General features: G+C 58.0%; 20 protein-coding genes and 1 riboswitch. Of the genes, 4 read left to right on the top strand and 16 right to left on the bottom strand.

Going from position 1 to position 20,544, the window contains the following annotated elements:
- Positions 1–170 precede the first annotated feature (170 nt).
- From EDM54_RS18785 to cobO, 16 genes are all read right to left on the bottom strand, one after another.
- Positions 171–1,550 (bottom strand): cobyrinic acid a,c-diamide synthase CobB, encoded by a 1,380-nt coding sequence (locus EDM54_RS18785; protein WP_031932194.1) that lies wholly within the window; start codon positions 1,548–1,550, stop codon positions 171–173.
- Positions 1,547–2,689, bottom strand: coding sequence for a cobalt-precorrin 5A hydrolase (locus EDM54_RS18780; protein WP_122958625.1), 1,143 nt, complete (start codon positions 2,687–2,689; stop codon positions 1,547–1,549). The genes EDM54_RS18785 and EDM54_RS18780 overlap by 4 nt, the downstream gene beginning before the upstream one ends.
- Positions 2,686–3,468 carry a precorrin-4 C(11)-methyltransferase gene (cobM, locus tag EDM54_RS18775; RefSeq protein ID WP_003388106.1) on the bottom strand — a complete coding sequence of 261 codons (783 nt, stop codon included), beginning with the start codon at positions 3,466–3,468 and terminating at the stop codon, positions 2,686–2,688. The genes EDM54_RS18780 and cobM overlap by 4 nt, the downstream gene beginning before the upstream one ends.
- Positions 3,465–4,181, bottom strand: a complete 717-nt coding sequence (gene cobI / locus EDM54_RS18770) for a precorrin-2 C(20)-methyltransferase (RefSeq protein ID WP_003388108.1) — start codon at positions 4,179–4,181, stop codon at positions 3,465–3,467. Before cobI ends, cobM begins: the two co-directional genes overlap by 4 nt.
- On the bottom strand, positions 4,178–5,407 hold the full coding sequence (cbiE, locus tag EDM54_RS18765) for a precorrin-6y C5,15-methyltransferase (decarboxylating) subunit CbiE (RefSeq protein ID WP_122958624.1): 1,230 nt from the start codon (positions 5,405–5,407) through the stop codon (positions 4,178–4,180). The genes cobI and cbiE overlap by 4 nt, the downstream gene beginning before the upstream one ends.
- On the bottom strand, positions 5,370–6,506 hold the full coding sequence (locus EDM54_RS18760) for a cobalt-precorrin-5B (C(1))-methyltransferase (RefSeq protein WP_024983473.1): 1,137 nt from the start codon (positions 6,504–6,506) through the stop codon (positions 5,370–5,372). The genes cbiE and EDM54_RS18760 overlap by 38 nt, the downstream gene beginning before the upstream one ends.
- 3 nt (positions 6,507–6,509) lie before the next feature.
- The gene (locus EDM54_RS18755; RefSeq protein WP_003388111.1) at positions 6,510–7,160 is read right to left on the bottom strand and encodes a precorrin-8X methylmutase; all 651 of its coding nucleotides are present in this window, start codon (positions 7,158–7,160) and stop codon (positions 6,510–6,512) included.
- A 148-nt stretch (positions 7,161–7,308) separates the two neighbouring features.
- Complete coding sequence (gene cobK / locus EDM54_RS18750; protein WP_003388112.1) at positions 7,309–8,091, bottom strand: precorrin-6A reductase; 783 nt, start codon at positions 8,089–8,091, stop codon at positions 7,309–7,311.
- A gap of 13 nt (positions 8,092–8,104) precedes the next feature.
- Positions 8,105–9,133: a sirohydrochlorin chelatase gene (locus EDM54_RS18745; RefSeq protein ID WP_024983474.1), complete on the bottom strand. Its 1,029-nt coding sequence runs from the start codon at positions 9,131–9,133 to the stop codon at positions 8,105–8,107.
- Positions 9,134–9,236: 103 nt separating this feature from the next.
- Complete coding sequence (gene cobJ, locus EDM54_RS18740) at positions 9,237–10,955, bottom strand: precorrin-3B C(17)-methyltransferase (RefSeq protein WP_039070785.1); 1,719 nt, start codon at positions 10,953–10,955, stop codon at positions 9,237–9,239.
- 46 nt (positions 10,956–11,001) lie between these two features.
- A complete protein-coding gene (gene cbiB, locus EDM54_RS18735) occupies positions 11,002–11,958 on the bottom strand; it encodes an adenosylcobinamide-phosphate synthase CbiB (RefSeq protein WP_122958623.1) in 957 nt (318 codons plus the stop codon).
- A complete protein-coding gene (locus tag EDM54_RS18730; protein ID WP_122958622.1) occupies positions 11,959–12,597 on the bottom strand; it encodes a histidine phosphatase family protein in 639 nt (212 codons plus the stop codon).
- Positions 12,594–13,412: an adenosylcobinamide-GDP ribazoletransferase gene (locus tag EDM54_RS18725; RefSeq protein ID WP_003388119.1), complete on the bottom strand. Its 819-nt coding sequence runs from the start codon at positions 13,410–13,412 to the stop codon at positions 12,594–12,596. Before EDM54_RS18725 ends, EDM54_RS18730 begins: the two co-directional genes overlap by 4 nt.
- Positions 13,409–13,948, bottom strand: a complete 540-nt coding sequence (gene cobU / locus EDM54_RS18720; protein WP_024983477.1) for a bifunctional adenosylcobinamide kinase/adenosylcobinamide-phosphate guanylyltransferase — start codon at positions 13,946–13,948, stop codon at positions 13,409–13,411. The genes EDM54_RS18725 and cobU overlap by 4 nt, the downstream gene beginning before the upstream one ends.
- Positions 13,945–15,051, bottom strand: a complete 1,107-nt coding sequence (gene cobD / locus EDM54_RS18715) for a threonine-phosphate decarboxylase CobD (protein WP_122958621.1) — start codon at positions 15,049–15,051, stop codon at positions 13,945–13,947. Before cobD ends, cobU begins: the two co-directional genes overlap by 4 nt.
- Entirely contained in the window at positions 15,051–15,599 is a 549-nt protein-coding gene (gene cobO, locus EDM54_RS18710) for a cob(I)yrinic acid a,c-diamide adenosyltransferase (protein WP_003388124.1), read from the bottom strand. Before cobO ends, cobD begins: the two co-directional genes overlap by 1 nt.
- Before the next feature lie 224 nt (positions 15,600–15,823).
- Positions 15,824–16,041, bottom strand: a riboswitch (cobalamin riboswitch).
- A gap of 179 nt (positions 16,042–16,220) precedes the next feature.
- Here cobO and EDM54_RS18705 point away from each other — a divergent pair.
- The 4 genes from EDM54_RS18705 (at position 16,221) to EDM54_RS18690 (ending at position 20,536) form a co-directional block, all read left to right on the top strand.
- A complete protein-coding gene (locus EDM54_RS18705) occupies positions 16,221–16,928 on the top strand; it encodes a M15 family metallopeptidase (protein WP_122958620.1) in 708 nt (235 codons plus the stop codon).
- A 69-nt stretch (positions 16,929–16,997) separates the two neighbouring features.
- Positions 16,998–18,611 (top strand): ABC transporter substrate-binding protein, encoded by a 1,614-nt coding sequence (locus tag EDM54_RS18700; RefSeq protein WP_003388126.1) that lies wholly within the window; start codon positions 16,998–17,000, stop codon positions 18,609–18,611.
- A 27-nt stretch (positions 18,612–18,638) separates the two neighbouring features.
- The gene (locus EDM54_RS18695) at positions 18,639–19,643 is read left to right on the top strand and encodes an ABC transporter permease (RefSeq protein ID WP_003388127.1); all 1,005 of its coding nucleotides are present in this window, start codon (positions 18,639–18,641) and stop codon (positions 19,641–19,643) included.
- Between the two features lie 11 nt (positions 19,644–19,654).
- Positions 19,655–20,536: an ABC transporter permease subunit gene (locus tag EDM54_RS18690; RefSeq protein ID WP_003388128.1), complete on the top strand. Its 882-nt coding sequence runs from the start codon at positions 19,655–19,657 to the stop codon at positions 20,534–20,536.
- Positions 20,537–20,544: the final 8 nt, after the last annotated feature.

The following is a 20,544-nucleotide window of genomic DNA, read 5'->3' as shown; positions in this document are numbered from 1 at the left end:
GCAGGGCTTGGGATTTTTTCTCCTTTGCCGGAGCCGGAGCGTTCCCCGGGAGGCTGGCAGGCGCTGTTTGAACGGTTTCGCGAGCTGCGCTGTTTGCAACTCCGGCTCCATTCGCGCCAGGCATGCCGCTGCCTGCAGACTTAGTTCCGCTGCGGTCAAAAGCTCCATGATCAGCCACGCCTCTTCACCTCCAGGCACCGCTCCACCCAACGCTTCGCCAATGCCGGATTGGAGGCAAAGTGCAGGTGGGTGTAGCCCGCGACGAGATTGTCTTGTGCGTACCCTTCCGGCTTGGTGCCGCGCAGCCCTTTTGTTTCGTAGGCATGCGGCAGTTCCTCGTCGGCTGCGAAAGTCGAGTAGTGGAATTCATGCCCTTTCGCCTGCTCGTCCGGTCCGATCAGGAAGTTGCCCGCTTTTCCGGTGACTTCGCGGTAGCCGAGAGCAGCCAGGCGCTTTTGCATCGATACCTTTCCCGGGATCAAACCGGCCATCGGGTAGACGCTGCCGTCGGTCGTCACGATCGCCTCAGTCAAATACATGAACCCGCCGCATTCAGCGAGCGTAGGCAAGCCGGAGCGGATGGCATTCCGAAACGATTCCAGTACGGCTGTGTTTTCCGACAGCTCCGCGGCAAACTCCTCCGGAAAGCCTCCGCCGATGTAAAGTCCGTCGGCATCAGGCGGCACAGTCTCTCCGGCAAGCGGAGAAAAGTAGTGGAGCCGGGCTCCGTACGCTTCCAACAATTCAAAATTCTCCGGATAGTAGAAATGAAACGCCGGGTCTTTGGCGACGGCGATCTTCACCCGCGGGGATTGGCTGGAAACGGAACCAAACATCCGTGGCTCCACCACAAGCTCCTCAGCCTGGGCCAGCTCCCAAATGCGGGCCACGTCGACTGTCTCCGCGATCAGGTCGGCAAGCCTCTCAAACAGCGGGGCCAGCTCGCCGCGCTCGACGGAAGGCACCAGGCCGAGGTGACGCTCCGGAATCTCCAGATCGCTCTCCCGCTTCAAATAGCCCACGACGGGGACGCCGCACTCCTGCTCGATCGCTGTTTTGACGATCTTGAAATGCCCTTCGCTGCCGACCTTGTTGGCGATTACCCCGACGATGCGGGCCTCCCGGTTCAGCATTTGAAAGCCTTTGACGATCGCCGCGGCACTCCGGGCCATGCTCTGCGCACCTATAACCAAAAGGACCGGAGATTGGGTCAGGATACTGATTTCCGCCGTGCTCCCCTTGTCATTTGTCGGGTCCTTGCCGTCGTACATGCCCATGACGCCTTCAATGATGGAAATGTCGGCACCCCGGCTGCCCCGGGCAAAGATTTCTTTCATCGTATGATGATCCAGCATCCAGCTGTCCAGATTGCGGGAAACCCGCCCGGTCACGGCTGTATGGTACGTCGGATCGATGTAGTCTGGTCCGCATTTGAAGCCCTGTACGACATGGCCTTTGCGCTTCAGGGCGGCCATCAGGCCGATGGTCACGGTCGTTTTTCCCGCCCCGCTTCCCGTACCCGCAATGACGAGACGACGGCTCTTGCTCATGGTCTTCCCTCCCCGCCATACGGCATCAGGGCGACGGAAATGGTCACGTTGCCCGACTTTTTCTTCGTCAGCACGAGCTGGTCGACGCCCGCATACAGCTTCGCGGCCGGTTCGCTGACGCCATACGCGCCAGTAAACTTGTACACGGTCTCGGACGGCTCCTCCAGCTTCACCGTGTTCAGCTCCTCCGGGGAATACCAGACGAACGGCCAGCCGTATTTGCTGCAAACCTCTATGAGTCCCTCTTCATCCTTTTTCAGCTCGATCGTGGCCAGAGCCTTTACGCTCTTGATGGAGAAGCGAAGCTCAGCCAGCGTTTCCTTGATCACCGACTCGATTTCATCGGCGGAGGTGCCGCGGTTGCAGCCCATCCCGAGCACGATCACCTTGGGCCTGTACAGAACGCCGTTTTCCAAAATGGCCTCTTCCTCCGAAGACAGGATTCTGTGGGTGACGACCAAAGCGCCGTGCGGCTCGGCAGCAAGCGCTTCCGAAATCGTATCGAACACGTGGATGGACGGGGGCATCGGCGTATCATGCATCCACCAGTTGCGCTCGCCCGACTCTACGACGACAGCGACCTTTTCCTCGTTGACGACCGAGGCGCTGACCGGCGTCAATTTTTCGTCCGACTCCCACTCCCAGCCGAAGCGGCGGCCAAACAGATCAACGGGAATCGTCTTCTGCACGTCGGAAGCCGTGGTGATGACCGGATTTGCGCCCAGTACAGCAGCCACTTCCCGGGCCAGCTCGTTGGCGCCGCCCAGATGCCCCGACAGCACGCTGATCACGTTTTCTCCTCTGTCGTCTATGACGACGACCCCGGGGTCTGTTTTTTTGTCCTGCAAGATGGGGGCGATCATCCTGATCACGGCCCCGAGGGAAATGATCAGAATCAGTCCTTTGTAAGCAGGCCAAAGAGCGGGAAACAGCATCCGCACGCTGTTGTTGAACATCTGGATGCCTCTGGCTTCCTCGTCTCCTTTGGCAAACTTGCTCATGTAGTACAGGTCGCATCCGGGAAAGGTCTGGTGAAGGTTGCGGGCCATCTCGACGCCGTGCTTGGTGATGGCGACGATGGCGTACTCGCCTCTCTGCCGGATCGCCGGGATTTCTCCTTCGGTCAGCTCGATGTTCATCCTTCTTTCACACCTTTTCTGTACCCGTGCGTAAAGGTTTTATCGTACAGCTTGGAGCGATGCTGCTCGCTTTTGGCGTGGATGTCGGGGTCCAGCGCCCAGCCGGCCAAAATCATCGCGTGGGAGCGGATGCCGTTCTTGCCCATATCCTCATCCAGGTTCCTCAGCGTCGTCCGCACGATGATCTGATCCGGCCAGCTTGCGCGCTGCACCACAGCGACTGGCGTATCCAGACTCCAGCCTGCCTCCGTCAGCTCGCGGACCACCTTTTTGGTCAACGTCGCGCTCAGGAAAAGCGCGATGGTGCAGTGATGCTCAGCCAGCGCCCGCAGCTTTTCCCGCTCCGGCACAGGCGTCCGTCCCTCTGCACGGGTCAGGATCAACGTCTGGGTCAGCTCAGGGATAGTCAGTTCCGCTCCGACTGCCGCTGCCGCCGCGAAGACGGAGCTGACGCCTGGGACGATCTCCACCTCAATGCCCGCTTCTTTCAGCAGTGCGATTTGTTCCATCGTCGCTCCGTACACGGACGGATCGCCGGTGTGCAGACGCACGACCGTTTTTCCCTGGCGGATGCGGTCGACGAGCAGTCCCACCATCTCTTCCAGCGCCATCCCCGAGCTTTGCAAAACTTCTGCCCCCGGCTTCGCCTTTGCGACCAGCTCGTCGTTTACAAGCGAATCCGTGTACAGGACGACATCTGCCGATTGCAGCAGCTTCAAGCCTTTTACCGTGATCAAATCCGGGTCTCCCGGTCCTGCGCCAACTATGTACAGTTTCATCCCTTTTTCACCACCATCAGCGTGAGATAGCCAAGCTCTGCCCGCTCCAGCTCGCGGACATTGGTCCAGATCATTTCCTCCGAGGAGGTGACTTTGGTTGCCACTGCGGCATGATCGACCAAGTCCAGCTCTTTGAGCAGCCCGATGATCATTGGCAGCACTTTGGCTACCTTCAGGAAAATGACGCAGTCGTGCTCTTCAATCGCTTTGCGCATCGCTTCGCGGTCTTCTGTAGCCGGAATGATTCCGATCTGTTCATCGCCGTCCGCGAGCGGCAGATTGAGGCGGGCTGCCGCGCCGAGAAAGGACGAAATGCCCGGCACCGACACGACCGGAACCTCCGGGTATTTCTCCTTCATGACGCGCATCATGTGAATGAATGTGCTGTAAAACAGCGGGTCTCCCTCTGTGACAAAGGCGACATCCTTCCCTTCGCGAAGCCGCTCCCAGACGATGTCGGCAGTGTTGTTCCACTCCCGCTCCAAAATGTCCTTGTCCTTGGTCATCGGAAAAACGAGGCCGAGCATTTCCTTGTCCGGCGAAGGCTTGACGTACAGCTCCGCGATTTGGTGCGCGTAGCTTTTGCTGCCCATCCGTTTCTTTGGATAGGCGACGACTGGCGATTGCTGCAAAAGGCGAAATGCCTTGACCGTGATCAATTCCGGGTCTCCCGGACCGACTCCGATGCCGTACAGTGTTCCGATGGTGCTCACTGGCTGTCTCCTCCTTGCTTGTCCTCCTGCTTGGCCCAGGCGGTAATGATATAAATCGGGTTCAATCCCTCAAACCTTGTCATTGACAAAATCGGCTTGCTGCGCGAAAGCTGCGCCAGCGTAACCGATGTCTCAAAGCCTTCCGCAGCGAATGCCTGCGTCGCTTCGTACAACGTCTCGATCGTCGCGGCGTTGACCACGATGCGGCCATTTGGCCTGAGCCGGCTGCAGCAAATGCCGAGCAGCTCGCGAAGCTCGCCGCCGCTCCCTCCGATAAACACCGCATCCGGGTCGGGGAACTGGTCGAGTCCTTCCGGAGCCTTGGCGTGCACAACGGTAAAATCGGTGCGGAACTTGGCCATGTTTTCCCGGCAGTTGGCCAGATCGTCCGCATTTTTCTCGACCGCGTACACTTCCCCTTCGCGGGCGATGCGTGCTGCCTCAATTGCCACCGAACCGGTGCAGGTGCCGATGTCCCACACGATGCTTTTGGCGTGGAGCTGCAGCTGCGCGATGCTCAGAATACGCACTTCCTTTTTCGTGATCAGCCCCTTGTCGGGCTTGCGCTGGGAAAATTGCTCATCGGCGATGCCGAGCGGCCATATCGGGCCCTGTCTGCGTTTGCGCAAAATGACCACGTTCAGATCTGCGAAACCCCCGTCCGCCATCTCCTCCAGCGAGTACCAGCCTGTCCGCTCCCCGGCGCTGCCGAGATTTTCCCCGACGAAGGCGTCGTACTCGTTCATGCCAAACGAGAGCAGGTAGCGGGCAATCGCAGCCGGATTGTTTTCCTGATCGGTCAGGAGGGCCACTTTTTCCTTGCCGTCGATCCGCTGGGCCAGACCCTTGATGCTGCGCCCGTGAACGCTGAGAAACGCGGCATCCTGCCACGCCTCTCCCATCCTGGCAAAAGCAAGCTGGATCGAGCTGAGATGCGGATAAATCTCCACCTGCAATTTTTTCGCGAGCAGGCTGCCGATTCCGTAGAACAGCGGGTCCCCGGAGGCAAGGATGACCGTTTTCCGCTTCTCCTCGCGCAATTGCTCGACCATGGCGGTCAGGCCGCCTTTTAAAACCAGCTTTTCCCCCGGATAATCGGGAAAAAAGGAGAGATGCCGTTCTCCCCCCACGAGCAGCTCGCTTTCCTCTATCCACGTCCGGTACAACGGCAGCAGGCTTTGCGTACCGTCATCTCCGATTCCAATCACCTTCATTGCCTGTGTCATGAACCGTCACCTTCCCCAACAGGGTTCCTTTCATCGTGATCAGCATGGTCTCGATCTCCATGCCCCCGCCAACCTCGCGAAGTCCTGCCCGCGAGCAGCTTTCGCACAGCTTTTCAAAAAAGAGGGGGTATTCTGCCATCATGTCCCCTACCTGGGAAGCGGTATTGGCTCCCCGCGCCTCCTCGACCAACGCTTCCGGTGCACCCGCCTCCCGGACGAGCTGGGCCAGAAAGCCGAAGTCGACGGGAGCGCTTTTGGAATGGACCATCATGACGCCCTGCGCCACCTTGGAGAATTTCCCCATCATGCCCACCAGCGTCACCTTTTCGATGCCCTTGAGCTTGCATTGCTTGAGCGCAAAGCCGACAAAATCGCCCATCTCCACGAATGCTTCCTCGGGCAGCTCCGGATACTGCGTCATGCCAAACTGCTCGCTTTTGCCTCCCGTGGAAAGCACGATGTGGCGGCAGCCCATCTTCTGCGCGACGTTGATCGCCTGGGCGACGCTGGCCTTGTAGGCGGACGTGGAAAACGGCACGACGATGCCGCGCGTACCCAGGATGGAGATGCCCCCGATGATGCCAAGCCGGCCGTTCAAGGTCTTTTTGGCGATTTCCTCGCCAGCCGGTACGGAAATGACGATTTTGATCCCCCGCTCGATCCCGTGCTCATCCAGGACGGCCTGCGCGGTCTCCCTGATCATTTTGCGCGGGACCGGATTGATCGCAGCTTCACCGATGGGGACAGGCAGGCCCGGCTTGGTGACGCGGCCCACGCCGATTCCGCCGTCCAGCACGATCCCCGGTTCGTCCAGCCAGCTCACCGTACTGACGATCAAAGCGCCGTGGGTCGCATCGGGGTCATCCCCGCCGTCCTTGATAATTCCTGCTGTCGCGGAAACGGCATCAAACTCGCAGCTTTCCGTCTGGAAGCTGACGTCCTGTCCGATCGGCAGACGGATCGTCGCCTCGCGCTGTTCTTGCTGCGTGATCAGGGCGGTCAGCGCCGCTTTGGTGGCTGCCGTGGCGCATGAACCGGTTGTATAGCCGTGACGCAATGGTTTTGCTTCCTTTTCCTCCGCAGTCGCTTTCCCCGCCATGAATTATCCCTGCCGTTCCGCCATCAGCGAGAGTGCGTTGAGCGCAGCCACCGTAACAGGGCTCCCGCCTTTCCGCCCGATGTTTGTGATGAAAGGCACATCCAGCTTGGCCAGCTCTTCCTTGGACTCTGCCGCCGACACAAAGCCGACTGGCATCCCGATGATCAGGCCCGGCTTCGCCTCTCCCTCTTTGACCAGACGGATCAGCTCCAGAAGCGCTGTCGGCGCATTGCCGATCGCGAAAATGCCGCCCTCCGCTTCTTTGACCGCTTTGCGGATGGAGATGATTGCGCGCGTGGTGTTCAGGCGCTTCGCTTCCTCCATGACATCCTTGTCGGAGATGTACACCTTCACTTCGCCGCCGAATTTTTCGATCCGGTTCTTGCTGATCCCGACCTGAACCATCTGGACGTCGGCCACGACAATCTTGCCGCTTCGGATCGCCTGAATGCCCGCTTTCACCGCATCCGGGTGGAATACGAGACTGCGCCCCAGGTCAAAGTCCGCCGAGGCGTGGATGACGCGCTGCACGACAGGGTACTGCTCTTCGGTGAAAGGATGCTCTCCGAGCTCTTCGGTGATGATTTGAAAGCTCTTTTCCTCGATTTCTTGCGGTTGTACGGTCAAAGGCTTGAATTCCGTGCGAAAATCCATGGTATGCTCCTCCTTTGTATTGGGGTTTGGCTTTGGCTGCAGCAAGCCGTTAGATTTCGGCCAAGCCGAACGATTCGTCCTTGCTTACTTGCTTGTTTCAATTTATCTCGCCAAGCGTTCCGCTCTATTTTCTCTGAAAAACCGCCCGTTACGCTTCTTGCGGCAGGGGCAGCAGCTGCTTCAACTGACCGATCACTCCGGCGAAGTCGGAAAATTTGGTGCCGTAATCGATCTTGGGCCGGGCGATGACAATCGTCTCGATGCCCATTTCCAGCGCTGCTTCCACCTTTTCGTCAAAGGCGCCGACTTTGCCGCTCTCCTTGGTGATCATCAGCGTCACTTTGTAGTGGTCATAGAGGGCCTTGTTCAGCTCCTTGGAAAAAGGGCCCTGCATGGCGACGATATTTTTTTGCTCGATGCCCAGCTCCTCGCATTTTTGCATGTTGTCGGTGCGCGGAAGCATGCGAGCCACCAGCGTCGTATCCGGCAAGCCCAAGAGCCGGTCGGAAAAGATTTTCAACGTTTTGCTGCCGGTCGTCAGCATGATCACACCGCGCTTTTCTGCCGCTATCTCGGCGGCTTGGACGTAGTCCTCGGCGAAGATGATCTTCTCGTGCCCCGGCGACTGGGCGCTTTCGCGTTCGTACCGGATGTAGGGAACTCCCGCCGCCTCTGCTCCGGCCATCGCGTTTTTCGACGCTTCCTCGGCATAAGGGTGGCTGGCGTCCACTACCGCCTGAAAGCCTTTTTCACGGATCAACGCCTCGATGTCGGCGGATGTCAGACGGCCTACCTGCACCGGCAGCCCCGCTTCCTCGATGCTTTTGGCCGCGTTATCGGTAACGACTGTGGCAAGCAGGTCATATCCGGTTTCCTTGATCAAGAGAGCCAGCTCCCGGGCGTCACTGGTTCCCGCCAATACAAGAATCATCGCTCGTCCCTCCTTATTTCTTTACAGGGTGATGCTCATGGGCGTGATTGTCGCTGTGTCCGTGTTTATGTTCATGATCGTGGTCATGGTCGTGATCGTGGCTGTGGCTGTGGCCGTGACCGTGCCCATGATCGTGATCGTGGCTGTGACCGTGGCTATGTGCGTGACCGTGACTGTGTCCATGGTGATGATGGTGATGATGCCCATGGTCGTCGTCGTGATGGTGGTGATGATGGTCGATATGCTCCATCGCCGCCAGACGGTACTGACAAGTATCGCAATTCAGTTTGACTTCGCCGTGCAGCGCCTCTTCCACCCGGTCTTTCAGCACTTCCTTGAGCAGCGGATGGAAGCCGAAGTACTCCGCCAGCGTAAATTCAGCCTCTGGATAGCGAGCGCGGAACTGTTCAAGCTGGTCGGCCATCCGTTTGATCAGCACGCCGGTAAACAGGAAGTACGGCAGGACGACGACGCGGCGGGCCCCCAGCCTGAGGCAGCGCTCGATCCCTTCCTCGTACAGCGGGAAGGTCACGCCCATGAAAGCGGTCTCCACCCACTTTGCCTTCCAGCGTTCCCAGAACAGTCGGGACATTTTGTAGATGTCGCTGTTCGCGTCCGCATCGCTGCTGCCGCGTCCGATGATCAGAACGGCTGTGTCCCCGTGCTCCTCGCCGGATGCAAAGCCGGCTTCCTGCATGCGGGTGGCCAAAATATTCAGGACCTCTTCGTGAATACCTATTGGGCGTCCGTAAATAAATTGCACATGCGGATATTTCGCTTTTGCTTCGTCGATCGCCGCCGGAATGTGAATCTTGGCGTGCCCGGCCGAGAACAGAATGATCGGGATGACGGCTACCCGAGTGGCTCCCCGCTTTACGCAGGCGTCCAATCCCTGAAGCATATCGGGACGTTCAAATTCGAGAAAGCATGTCTCCAGAATCGGAACGTCGATCTCCGGCATCAGCGACGCCACAAACTGCCTTACCTCTTCATTTCCTTCGGGATCCTTGCTCCCGTGTCCGACAAACAGTACCGCGTCCATCCTGATTCCTCCCCGTTATTTTTTCTGCCTGGCCCGTGGTTTGGGGCCTTGCTGCTTTTGCAAAACCAAAACCCCCGGATATGCTGGCGCTTGAATCTAGCGGCTAGTCGCCGCAAACAGCGTTTTCAATTTTGGGAATGGCTGGCTCTCTCCAGACGTATCCCTCGATTTCGCCGACCCTTTGGAAAAATTTGTGGAACCTTTCATTCGGGAATGCTTCCCGCTTGTATCTGTCAATAATCCGCTCGATCAAGGGAACGATGTCCTCCGGCTCGATGCCTTCCGCTACCGGCAAGCCGGAATGTGCCGTTCTCCCCACGGTTTTGGCGCCGAGGAACAGATCGAACTTGCCCTTGCGGAACACGAGACCGATGTCTTCCTGAACCGCCCCGTAGCAGGCCATCCCGCAGCCGTTTACGCCGATCTTCAGCTCTTTTGGCATTTCCTGTCCGCCCAGCTTGCGGTGGATCTCCTCCGCGTACGGAATCGCGTCCTTCTTCTCGCCGTCGCAGAAGTCGCAAGCCTTCACCTGCAGGACGTCCCCGACCGGAGTCAAGATGAGACCGAGGTTGCGGAGCGGCGCAGTTACCTCCTCCGGGTTGCTCGTCGGAACACGCAAAATGATCTGGTGGTGCGGCGTGTACTCCAGCTCCCCTTTTTCTCCGGCTGCCTGGGCAAGCGCCATCATCTGCGCCGGAGTGAACTTTTTGTTGGCTACGCCCGGACTTACCGCGCACTCGAAAATCATTTCCGGGACAAAGACCGGGCGATGGGACTGGCTGGAGGATACGAGCGAAGCATCCGTTTCGATCCCCCTGGATTCGTTTACTGCCTGCAAAGCCTGAGCCGCCCAGTCAAACGGCGTCAATGTGCCGGTCTCCTCTTTTGGCTGGGGAGTGGCCCGCAAGCTCGCTGTGTCCGCTTTTTCAACCTGTGGTTCGACAAGTGAAGAAGTTGCGTCGGGTGCCGCTTGTTCCACAGCGTTTTGCGAAGCCGCCTCCAGCGACCACGGCTCGTTTTCCACGCGAAGCCGCTGATGGGGCTTCAGCGATTGCTCATCTGTCGCAAGCGTATACTTCCGCTGATAGCCGCGCGGGGTAATCATTTTGCCGTCATAGACAAATGTGGACGAGTTCCCGATGATGACCGTCGTCAGCATCCCGATGTCATGGTTCAGCATCTCTGCCAGTGTCGTGATGACGATATGCTCCCGCTCCCGATAGGCGCTCTTGACGATCCCGACCGGCGTGTCCGGGGAACGGTACTGCAGCAGGATGCGCTGTGCCTCGACGATCTGTCTGGTGCGACGCCCGCTGCGCGGGTTGTACAGCGCGATGACAAAATCGGCCATGCCCGCAGCGTCGATCCGCTTGGCGATCAGCTCCCATGGCGTGAGATGGTCGCTCAGGCTGATCGTGCAGGCATCGTGCATGATGGGCGCGCCGAGCAGAGCGCCGCAGGAGTTGATCGCCGATATTCCCGGAACGATTTCCACCTCCACGCCCTCCGCAGATGTCCAGCCTTTTTCCACGAGCACCTCGTAAACGAGTCCGGCCATACCGTACACGCCCGCATCGCCGCTGGAGATCACGGCCACCTTTTTGCCCGCTTCCGCCTGCCGGACGGCTTCGCGCGCACGCGTCACTTCCTCCGTCATCCCGGTGCTGACGATCTCCTGATCGGTCAACAGCCCTCTGATCAGGTCCACATAAGTGGTATATCCGATGATGATGTCACTCTCTTCGATCGCTTCCCGCGCCCGTTTGGTAATATGCTCAAAGCTGCCCGGCCCGAAGCCGATCACAAACAGCTTGCCGCTCATAGAAAGTCCCCCTTTCATTATTTCGCCTCTATTTGAAAAACGCTGTTCATCCATGCAGAACATAAGCAAAAGCGGCCAGACCGACTGTGCACATGATCGAAGTGACTGTCATCAAGCGCACCGTAGCCGCAATATCGCCTGCACACAGCGGCCGAAGCGGATCACCCAGCTTGGCGCGGTGAGAAGCCACGCCCTGATAGTAATTCAGTCCGCCCAGTTGAACGCCCAGCGCACCGGCGACTGCCGCTTCCGGAAGACCGCTGTTGGGGCTGGGATGAAGTCCGGCGTCCCGCCGCATGATGCGGTAGCAGCGGCGCCAGTCCAGCCGTTGCAGCCAGCTCGCCCCGACCAACAGCAGAGCAGTGAGGCGGGCCGGTATGTAATTCAACACGTCGTCAAAGCGGGCGGAGGCCCAGCCGAGATTCACGTATTTCTCGTTTTTGTAGCCGACCATGGAATCAAGCGTGTTCGCCGCCCGATAGGCCATCGCCAGCGGGGCGCCTCCGATCGCAGCGTAAAAGAGCGGAGACACGATGGCATCGACGATGTTTTCCGCCACCGTCTCCACAGCCCCGCGGCTGATCTCGGCCTCATCCAGATGCCCCGTGTCCCGCCCGACCACCATCGAGAGCGAACGGCGGGCCATTGCCAGATCCCCGGCCAGCAGATAGCGGCCTATTTCCAATCCGGCATCCGCCAAGCCTTTGGTCGCGATCGTCGTAGAGATCAGCCAGATTTCCAGCGCGATAGCCAGCCAGGGATGGATCAGCCCCGCGCCGTACACAAGTCCGGCGACGACCGCATAGCTGCCCCCGACGATCAGGAGGGGAAACAGCAAGCCGGCTGCCCTCAAGCCCTTCTCCTGTTTGACAGACAGCCGGATGACGCGCTCCAGGCGGGCAATACACCACCCCATGATCACTACCGGATGCGGCAGACTGCGCGGGTCTCCAACCAGGCGGTCGAGCACGTAAGCCGCCACGATGAGAAAAGCGGTTGTCATCTATGCTTCACTCTCTTCCCTGATGTCGATTGCGTGCGATGCTGGCTTCCACGTCCCCGATACATGCTCCACGATCATCGCCTGACCGTGCCCGAGTCCTTTCATGTGCCAGTACAATCCGGGGTCACCGTGCAGCCAGGCCGCCTGAAACCAGCGGATGACACCACCGTGCGTCACCAATGCGACCGTGTGATCCGGCTCCGTTAAACCGCATGCATCTCTCATTTCTTTCCACATGCCGCTCAACCAGCGGTTCACTCGTTCGCCCAGCTGCGTCAGCGTTTCTCCGCCCGGCGGCGCGATGCCGAACGGATCGTCGTACCAACGGCTTGCCCGCACGCTTTCTCTGACCATCAGTTCTTCGTAGGTGAGCCGCTCCCATTCGCCAAAAGACAGCTCGCGAAGCTCAGGAACCCGGATCGGACTCATCCCCCAGACCGCTGCCAGCCGATCAGCCGTCTGCACGCAGCGGAGCAAATCGCTGGTAAAAAAATGGGCCGGGCGTTCATGCCCGAGCTGTCTGGCGAGAAGCGCCGCCTGCTCCACCCCCGCGTCATTCAGCGGCACATCCGTATGTCCCAGATAGCGCCCTTCGCGATTTTCCTCTGTCTCCCCGTGCCTGATCCAGATCCATCTCACGTCCACCAGCTCCCTGCCGCAACAAGCAGCATCACTGCTTCACTGCTTTCAATGATCGCGCCGTAGCAATCGCCCGTCAGTCCTCCGAGCCTGCGGCAGATGCCGCGTGCGAACCAGAGGCTGAACAAAAGCGACACCGCGACTGCCGCTATCGCCTGAATGCCGGCGATCCACCAGCCAAGTCCGAGGACAGCTGCGTAGGCCGCCACAATATGCCAGAGCCGCAACCCTGCACCGATCCCTTTTCCGACGCCGTTGTCGGAAGAAACGTTGGGGAAGCAGCGTATCGCGAGCAGCACATGAGCGCGGGCAGCAAATGGAATGAGGACAAGCAGGAGAGAGCCGCTATAAAGTGTCAGCCCTTCCGCTCTTGGGCCACCTGCTAACAGACCCGACAAGCTTGCCTGGTTTGGCGGATTTGTCAGCAGACCCGCCAGTTCCGTTATCCCTGCCGTTTTCAAAAAGAGCAGCAGGATCGCAGCCAGGACAGCCATGGCACCCGAGCGGCTGTCCTTCATAATCTCCAGCATGCGTTCTTGCGTACGGCTGCTGCCGAGGCCATCCGCCAGGTCCATCCACCCGTCCAGATGGAGTCCTCCCGTGATGTACACCCAGGCCGTGCACGTCAAAACGGCGGCGATCAGCGGCGGAAAGGCCCATAATGCAGCCTCGTGCACGATCCACAGCACGCATCCGATCACCAGCCCGACAGCCGGATACCAAGCGACGCTGTCACGCCAAGCCTTTTCCGACGGCTTCAGCCACGGCACGGGAATGCGTGTAAAAAAAGTCAGCGCGTGAAAAAATGCGTTCATCCTTTCATCCTCCAGGGGAGCCCGGCGATCACGGCATAGACGGTGTCAGCCTGGCGCGCGGCTTGCTGATTCACATCGCCCAAAATATCGGCAAACCATCGTCCCAGCCTCGACATCGCTACCCCGCCAAGACCCACTTCACTCGTTACTGCAATCACGGTTTGATTCGTTTGGGCGACAGCATCCAGCCACGCCTTTGCTTCTCCCACAATCTCTTTTGTAATGGATTCGTCCCGCCACGCCTGCTCCGGGATGTCCATCAGGCGACCGCTGACCCAGGTGGAGAGACAATCGAGCAAGACGACACTGTACCCTTTGCTCGCGTCCAGCGATTCGGACAGCCGTCCGCCGAGCTCGCACAATCCCCACGTATCAGGGCGGCGCTCCCGATGCAGCTCGATTCGTCTGGCCATCTCATCGTCCCACGCTTTTCCTGTCGCCACGTACAACACGTCCTGCGCGGCATCACGGGCCAATTCCTCGGCAAAACGGCTCTTTCCCGACCGAACGCCCCCTGTGACCAAAATAAGGCTCACAAGACCGCCCCCCTTTTTTCCATCACATCATGAAAGGCAGACAGCAGCCGTTCATTCTCGGCCCGCGAGCGAACGGCGATGCGAAAATCGCGGGCGGTCAGTCCCGGATACATGGCGCAGTTGCGGATCAGAATGCCCCGTTTGCCCATTTCCTCCTGCAGCGCCGTCGCGTCTATCCATTCCGGGGAGCGAACGAGCAAAAAGTTGGCCTCTCCCGGCCATACCTGCCAGCCCAGCCCCGACTGCAGTCCGTCCAGCAAAAAGCGGCGTTCTGCAGCGATGAGGCGCCTCGTCTCTTCTTCATAATCCGCTTCCTGCAAACACAACTCTCCCGCAAGCAAGGCCAAGCCGTTGACGCTCCAGCTCACCTGTTTGCTCCTCATCCTCTCGATCAGTGCGGGGTGACCGATCGCATAACCGAGCCGAAGCCCCGGGATAGCGAACATTTTGGTCATGGAGCGTATCAACAGGACGCGCGGAAAATGTCCTAGCCGATCCGCAAGTGTAAACTGCTTCTCCCGAGCCGCAAAATCGAGAAAAGCTTCATCGACAATCAAATGGGTACCGGTGTCATTTGTCCATTCGGCCATTTGCAAAAGCTCGTCTGGTTCATACAATAGACCGGTCGGATTGTTCGGAGAACCGATGAACACGAGCTGCGTCTCCCGAAAGAGCCGATACAGCTCCCGCGCGTCTGGCTTGAAGCCGTTTTCTTCCCGTCCCGCGCATTCCACGACGCGAGCGCCGAATTGGCGGGAAAGTTGGGCATATTCGGAAAAGCACGGCGTCACCACACCTGCGCTTTCCGGCTGCAGAGCGAGCACGGCCAGCGCCATCGCTTCCGCCGCTCCATTTGCCGGCAAAAGGGCGTCTTCCGGCAGACGCAGCCGGGCAGCCAATGCCCGCTTGAAAGCTCGATGGCCGGGATCAGGATAGCGGATAACGGCGGTAAGCGACCTCCCCAGCGCTTCCAGGACCCTTGCCGGAGGACCGAGCGGATTTATATTGGCGCTGTAATCAAGGAACGCCTCGGCCGATACGCCAAAGCGCTCTGCAGCCGTCACCAGATCCCCGCCGTGGCCGTAGGTCTCCAGCAGCCCCATCAGTACTCAACTCCGAGTACAGCGGGAATGCCTTCGTCATAGTAGTGCTTGACCGGCTTCATCTCCGTCACAAGATCGGCCATCTCGATGATCGCGGGCTGCGCATTGCGGCCGGTAATGACCAGATGGACGTGGCGCGGCCTGTTTTGGACCGTATCCAGCACGTCAGCCAGCGGGAGCACATCGTCAATCGGAAAACGATCAATTGCCAGGGCATTGTTCAATTCGTCCAGGATCACCACATCGTACTCGCCGCCAAGCACCTTTTCGCGGGCAAAGCTCCACGCCTTTTCAAGGGCGCTGCGGTGCTCCTCCGGTGTTTTGGTCCAGGTAAAGCCGACGCCCATCTGCACCATTTCGATTCCGAGACGGTCGAAAATAATCTTCTCGCCATAGGTGCGTTCCGGAGACTTGATAAACTGGATCATTAAAACCCGTTTTCCTCTGCCGGTTGCACGTACAGCCAAGCCTAACGCCGCTGTCGTCTTGCCTTTTCCGTCTCCTGTATAGACCAGCAGCAGCCCTCGCTTGTTGTCGGCCTTGCTCATCAACAGCCCCTCCTTCGTTCTGCGCAATCCTTTTGAACATACAAAGCCACTCGGGCAAATCTCCGGGTGAAACGCGAAACTGCCGCCTGCTTTTCCAGGGGAGTACACGCCAACCTTCCGAAAAGTATAAAAAAACGCCTTGTTCCCTTTGGAAAACAAAGGGAGACAAAGCGCGGACAGTTCGCTACAACGATCCACCTCTTCCTTTGACCCGAAGGAAATCAGTGCTCAGGCAAGACAGGCAGGTCTCCTGGCTCGAGAATCGCTGCTTTCCTTCTCCTTCCCGTCCCCGACCCGGGGCAGTGGATGGCAAAATGCCTTGAAGGAAAACTCCTCTCTTACAGTGGCGGGACCGCGTTGGATTTTCACCAAACTTCCCTTTTAACTTCGCTTCCCGCGGCGTGCACCGTGCAGGAAGCAAAGACCTGTTTGCGCGATATGGAAATGTTCAGCCAGCCAAAGACTGGCGCTTGCTATCATCATAACAAAAGTGGGCACGGATAGAAAGAACAAGCTGATCATCGAGTTTTATTCAACAAATGAAAATTAAATGCAGTTTACTAAAGTTTTGTTCTTTGCTAGGATGATGGAAAACATATCCACAAACAGGAGGTGGTCCAGATGAAACAGGATCTCCCGATTCCTCCGGAGCGGCCACATCTCTACGTACAGCCTCTCCTTGAAGAATGCGGCGAAGCGATGCTCCCCCTCTCCAGCTTGTCCGAAAAAATTACGGTCTGGCCGATGTACTACAAGCAAGGCTACGACGGAACCACTCCCGAAGCGTACTTGCGAAAAAGCGCCGCTCTCCGCCTGGTCCAAGCAGCCGAACGCTTGCCCGACGGCTATCGCTTCGTCGTATTTGACGGCTGGCGCTCCTACCAGGTGCAAAGCTCTCTCTATGAAAGATTCAAGCAAACACTGCTCAAGCAGGGCTGGGAAGAAGGCGAGGCGCTTCAGGCCGAACTGAGCAAATTTGTCGCCGTCCCCAGCAAGGATGTGCAAAAGCCATCGCCCCATTTGTCCGGTGGAGCAGTAGACCTGACGATCGAAGGCCCCGATGGGTGGCTCGACATGGGAACAGAGTTTGACGATTTCAGCGAACGGGCCTCTACCCGATTCTATGAAAACGCTCTCAGCCCTGATGAACAGGCGAAAACGATCCGCGCCAACAGACGTCTTCTGTATCACCTGATGACCGAGGCCGGTTTCGTCAATTACCCCAAAGAGTGGTGGCATTACGAATACGGCACGCTTTCCTGGGCACGGCAAACTACTGGACAAACCATGTACGGGGGAATCTTGGAAATTGATAGCGAAAATAGTTGAATAACCTCAATTTTTGCAATATATTAAAAATATATTAAATTTATAACAAAATGTTGGGGGTTGATCTCTTTGAAGCGCAGATGGTCATTCGTCCTCACCAGCCTGGTTCTCGCTGTTTCCATGCTCGTTGCCGCTTGCGGCACACCGGCGAACCAGCCTCAAGCTCAGAACAACTCGCCGGAATCGCCGGCAAAAACCGAGCCGACCGCACCGAAGACGTCAGCAGACACACTGTTCGTCGCGATCAACGCGGATCAAGGCACGCTCGATCCCGCCGTCACCTTTGACAACGCCGCATGGAAAATCACTTATCCCACCTACGAACGTCTCGTCGAATACGACGGGGAGTCCACAGAGGTCAAGCCCGGTCTCGCCAAGGAATGGAAAGTGAGCGAAGACGGCCTTACCTGGACCTTTACACTGGAAGAAGGACATAAGTTTGCCGACGGTACTCCGGTCACGGCAGAAGCCGTCAAGTTCACCTTCGACCGCACGCTCGCCATCAAGAAAGGCCCGGCTGACGTATACAGCGTGATCAAAGAAGTCAAAGTCGATTCGCCGACACAGGTTACCTTCGTTCTCTCCAAAAACTTCCCGCCATTCCTCTCGACTCTCGCAGCCAACTACGGCGGCATCGTCAATCCGAAGGTAAAAGAAGAAGAACAAAACGGCGATCTGGGCCAAAACTTCCTCGCAAACAACACGATGGGCAGCGGCCCGTACAAGCTCGAAGAATGGAAAAAAGGCGAATATCTCAAGCTCACCGTCAACCCGCACTCCACAGTGAAACCCGCATTCCAAACCGTATACTTCAAAATCGTTCCGGATGCGACAGCTCAGCGCCTGCAGTTGGAACAGGGCGAGATTGACATCGCCGAAGGCATCCCCAATGAACAATTGAAAGCCGTCAAAGAATTGCCCAACGTAGAAGTCCTGCAAAAACCGAGCCTGTTCGTCGACTACGTGTACGTAAACTCCTCCAAAGGCAACGAAGCGCTCAAAAACCCGAAGGTTCGCCAGGCGTTAAGCTACGCGATCGACTATGACGCCCTGACCGAATCCGTGCAGGAAGGCTACGCTACGCAAATGCGCGGTCCAATTCCAAAAGGTCTGTGGGGGCATGATGAATCTGCCCATCAGTACAAGCGCGATGTGGAAAAAGCCAAAGCGCTCCTGGCGGAAGCAGGCGTCTCCAACCTGACCCTCGATCTGCTGTATTCCGACAACAAACCGTGGTGGGAGACAGAAGCACTCACCCTGCAGGCATTTTTCGCCGACATCGGGGTAAAGCTCAATCTCAAAAAGATCGCCTACGCCACGTCCCGCGAAATGATTGACGCCGGCGAATTCGACCTCGCTCTTGGTGTTTGGAGCCCGGACTTCGGCGACCCGTACATGTTCATGAACTACTGGTTTGACTCCGTCAACTTCGGTCTGGCCGGAAACCGCGCCTTCTATAAAAACGACAAAGTGGACGAGCTGGTGCGCAAAGCCGCATCGATCAACGACAAGGCAGAGCGCGAGAAGCTGTACAAGGAAGCGCAGAAGATCGTCATTGATGAAGCGCCTTACCTTTATCTGTATCAAAAGGACTTCCTCCTGCCGGTCAGCAAAAACGTCAAAGGCTTCGTCTACAACCCGATGCTGGAGGGCATTTACAACCTGGCGGAGATGTCTAAATAACGCCTTGAATAAAGGAGTGCTTTCCTCATGAAACAGATCATCCTGAAACGTCTCGCCATGCTGGTGCTGGTGCTCCTCGGGGTCACATTGATCACCTTTTTCCTCTCTCATGTGATCCCGGGAGATCCGGCGCGGATGATGGTGGGACAGCGCGCCAGTGAGGAAACACTGCAAGAAGTTCGTCGCCAATTGGGCCTGGACCAGCCGGTCTGGGTCCAATATCTTACCTACATGAAAGGGCTTTTTGCAGGTGACTTTGGCACCTCGATTCGCACGCAGCAGCCTGTCGTCCATGATCTGATCGCCTTTTTCCCTGCAACGCTGGAGCTGGCCATCACCGCTTTTATTATCGCGATCGCCATCGGAATACCGCTGGGCGTCCTATCCGCCGTGAAAAAGGACACTGGATGGGACCACTCCAGCCGCTTTTTCTCCATCGCGGGAATCTCTACACCCGTGTTCTGGAGCGGCCTCGTCGGCATCCTGATCTTTTACAAGTTTCTCGGGGCGCTGCCATCCAGCGGCAGGCTGGACCTGACTGTCCCGGCGCCGACCAAAATTACCGGCCTTTACCTGTTTGACAGCCTGCTCACGGGCAATTGGGCCGCATTTAAAAACAGCTTGTGGCATCTGATCCTGCCTGCCTTTACGCTGGCATTTGCTCAGCTGGCAATCGTCACCCGCCAGGTCCGCTCCAGCATGCTGGAGGTACTCGGACAGGATTACATTCGGACCGCGCTGGCCAACGGCATCCACGGCCCTGTCCTTTTGATCCGCTACGCCTTGCGAAATGCGCTGATCCCGACGATTACCGTCGTAGGTCTTTCCTTTGGCTCGCTGCTTGGCGGAGCAGTCGTGACGGAAACGATTTTCAGCTGGCCCGGCATGGGGAAATACGTCGTCGACTCGATTGCGTTTCTCGACTTCCCGGCGATGATGGGCTTCACTTTTGTCATATCTTTCGGGTACGTCGTGATCAACCTGCTGGTTGACCTCACTTACTACGTACTAGACCCGCAAATCAAGGAATAGGAGGGGCCACCATGTCCAGTCTATCGGCAAAAGCGGATACTGCTGCCCAGCCGTCCCGTAAGGTAAACCCCTTTTGGTTCCGGATCCGGCAGAGCCCGCTCACCTTGTTTGGCTTGTTTCTGCTCGTCATGCTGCTGCTCTTGTCCGTGTGCGCGCCGCTCATCTCCCCGCATGACCCGACCAAGATCAATATCCCGGAGCGGTTCTCCCCTCCGTCCGCTGCTCACTGGTTCGGAACAGATGAAGTGGGACGCGATATTTTTACGCGCATTCTGTACGGCGCTCGCCTGTCGCTCGGCGTTGGCGTAGCGGTCGTTCTCTCGGCGGGTCTGGTCGGAACGGTCATCGGGGCGATCTCCGGATACTTCGGCGGCCGCGTCGACCAGATCATCATGCGGATGATGGATATCGTCCTCGCGTTTCCTTCGCTCGTGCTGGCGATGGCGGTGGCCGCTGTTCTCGGCCCCAACCTCCAGAACGCCATGCTGGCCATTGCCATCATCAAGATACCTGTCTACGTCCGGCTGGCCCGTGCGGAAACACTGGCTCTGCGGGAAAAGCTGTATGTCAAAGCGGCTGTCACCTTCGGCATCAAGCCCTGGCGGATCATTACCCGCCACATTATTCCCAATGCCGTCTCCCCCGTGATCATCCAGGTCACGCTGGATATCGGCGATGCCATCCTGCTCGTCGCAACACTCGGCTTCCTCGGCCTGGGCGCTCAGCCTCCTACGCCGGAATGGGGCGCGATGATCAGTATCGGCTGGAAATACCTGCTTGATTATTGGTGGTATCCCACCTTCCCTGGGCTTGCCCTATTCCTCGCCTCGTGCGGGTTTAATCTGATCGGCGATGGCATTCGGGACATCCTCGATCCGAAAGCCAACCGATAGGGAGAGAT

This window comes from Brevibacillus borstelensis (assembly GCF_003710865.1).
GTDB classification, from domain to species: domain Bacteria; phylum Bacillota; class Bacilli; order Brevibacillales; family Brevibacillaceae; genus Brevibacillus; species Brevibacillus borstelensis.
The sequence above is the reverse complement of the archived record's forward strand: the minus strand, read 5'-3'. Positions and strand labels throughout refer to the sequence as shown.

Bases quoted from the DNA above. Each gene is read 5' to 3' on its own strand.
- EDM54_RS18695 (WP_003388127.1), top strand. From the start codon at position 18,639: ATGAAACAGATCATCCTGAAACGTCTCGCCATGCTGGTGCTGGTGCTC.
- EDM54_RS18745 (WP_024983474.1), bottom strand. From the start codon at position 9,133: ATGGACGCGGTACTGTTTGTCGGACACGGGAGCAAGGATCCCGAAGGA.
- EDM54_RS18780 (WP_122958625.1), bottom strand. From the start codon at position 2,689: ATGAACATCGAGCTGACCGAAGGAGAAATCCCGGCGATCCGGCAGAGA.
- cbiB (WP_122958623.1), bottom strand. From the start codon at position 11,958: ATGACAACCGCTTTTCTCATCGTGGCGGCTTACGTGCTCGACCGCCTG.
- EDM54_RS18755 (WP_003388111.1), bottom strand. From the start codon at position 7,160: ATGGATTTTCGCACGGAATTCAAGCCTTTGACCGTACAACCGCAAGAA.
- EDM54_RS18705 (WP_122958620.1), top strand. From the start codon at position 16,221: ATGAAACAGGATCTCCCGATTCCTCCGGAGCGGCCACATCTCTACGTA.
- cobD (WP_122958621.1), bottom strand. From the start codon at position 15,051: ATGGGGCTGCTGGAGACCTACGGCCACGGCGGGGATCTGGTGACGGCT.
- EDM54_RS18760 (WP_024983473.1), bottom strand. From the start codon at position 6,506: ATGGCGGGGAAAGCGACTGCGGAGGAAAAGGAAGCAAAACCATTGCGT.
- cbiE (WP_122958624.1), bottom strand. From the start codon at position 5,407: ATGACACAGGCAATGAAGGTGATTGGAATCGGAGATGACGGTACGCAA.
- cobM (WP_003388106.1), bottom strand. From the start codon at position 3,468: ATGAAACTGTACATAGTTGGCGCAGGACCGGGAGACCCGGATTTGATC.
- EDM54_RS18725 (WP_003388119.1), bottom strand. From the start codon at position 13,412: ATGAACGCATTTTTTCACGCGCTGACTTTTTTTACACGCATTCCCGTG.
- cobK (WP_003388112.1), bottom strand. From the start codon at position 8,091: ATGATTCTTGTATTGGCGGGAACCAGTGACGCCCGGGAGCTGGCTCTC.
- cobO (WP_003388124.1), bottom strand. From the start codon at position 15,599: ATGAGCAAGGCCGACAACAAGCGAGGGCTGCTGCTGGTCTATACAGGA.
- EDM54_RS18690 (WP_003388128.1), top strand. From the start codon at position 19,655: ATGTCCAGTCTATCGGCAAAAGCGGATACTGCTGCCCAGCCGTCCCGT.
- EDM54_RS18785 (WP_031932194.1), bottom strand. From the start codon at position 1,550: ATGAGCAAGAGCCGTCGTCTCGTCATTGCGGGTACGGGAAGCGGGGCG.
- cobJ (WP_039070785.1), bottom strand. From the start codon at position 10,955: ATGAGCGGCAAGCTGTTTGTGATCGGCTTCGGGCCGGGCAGCTTTGAG.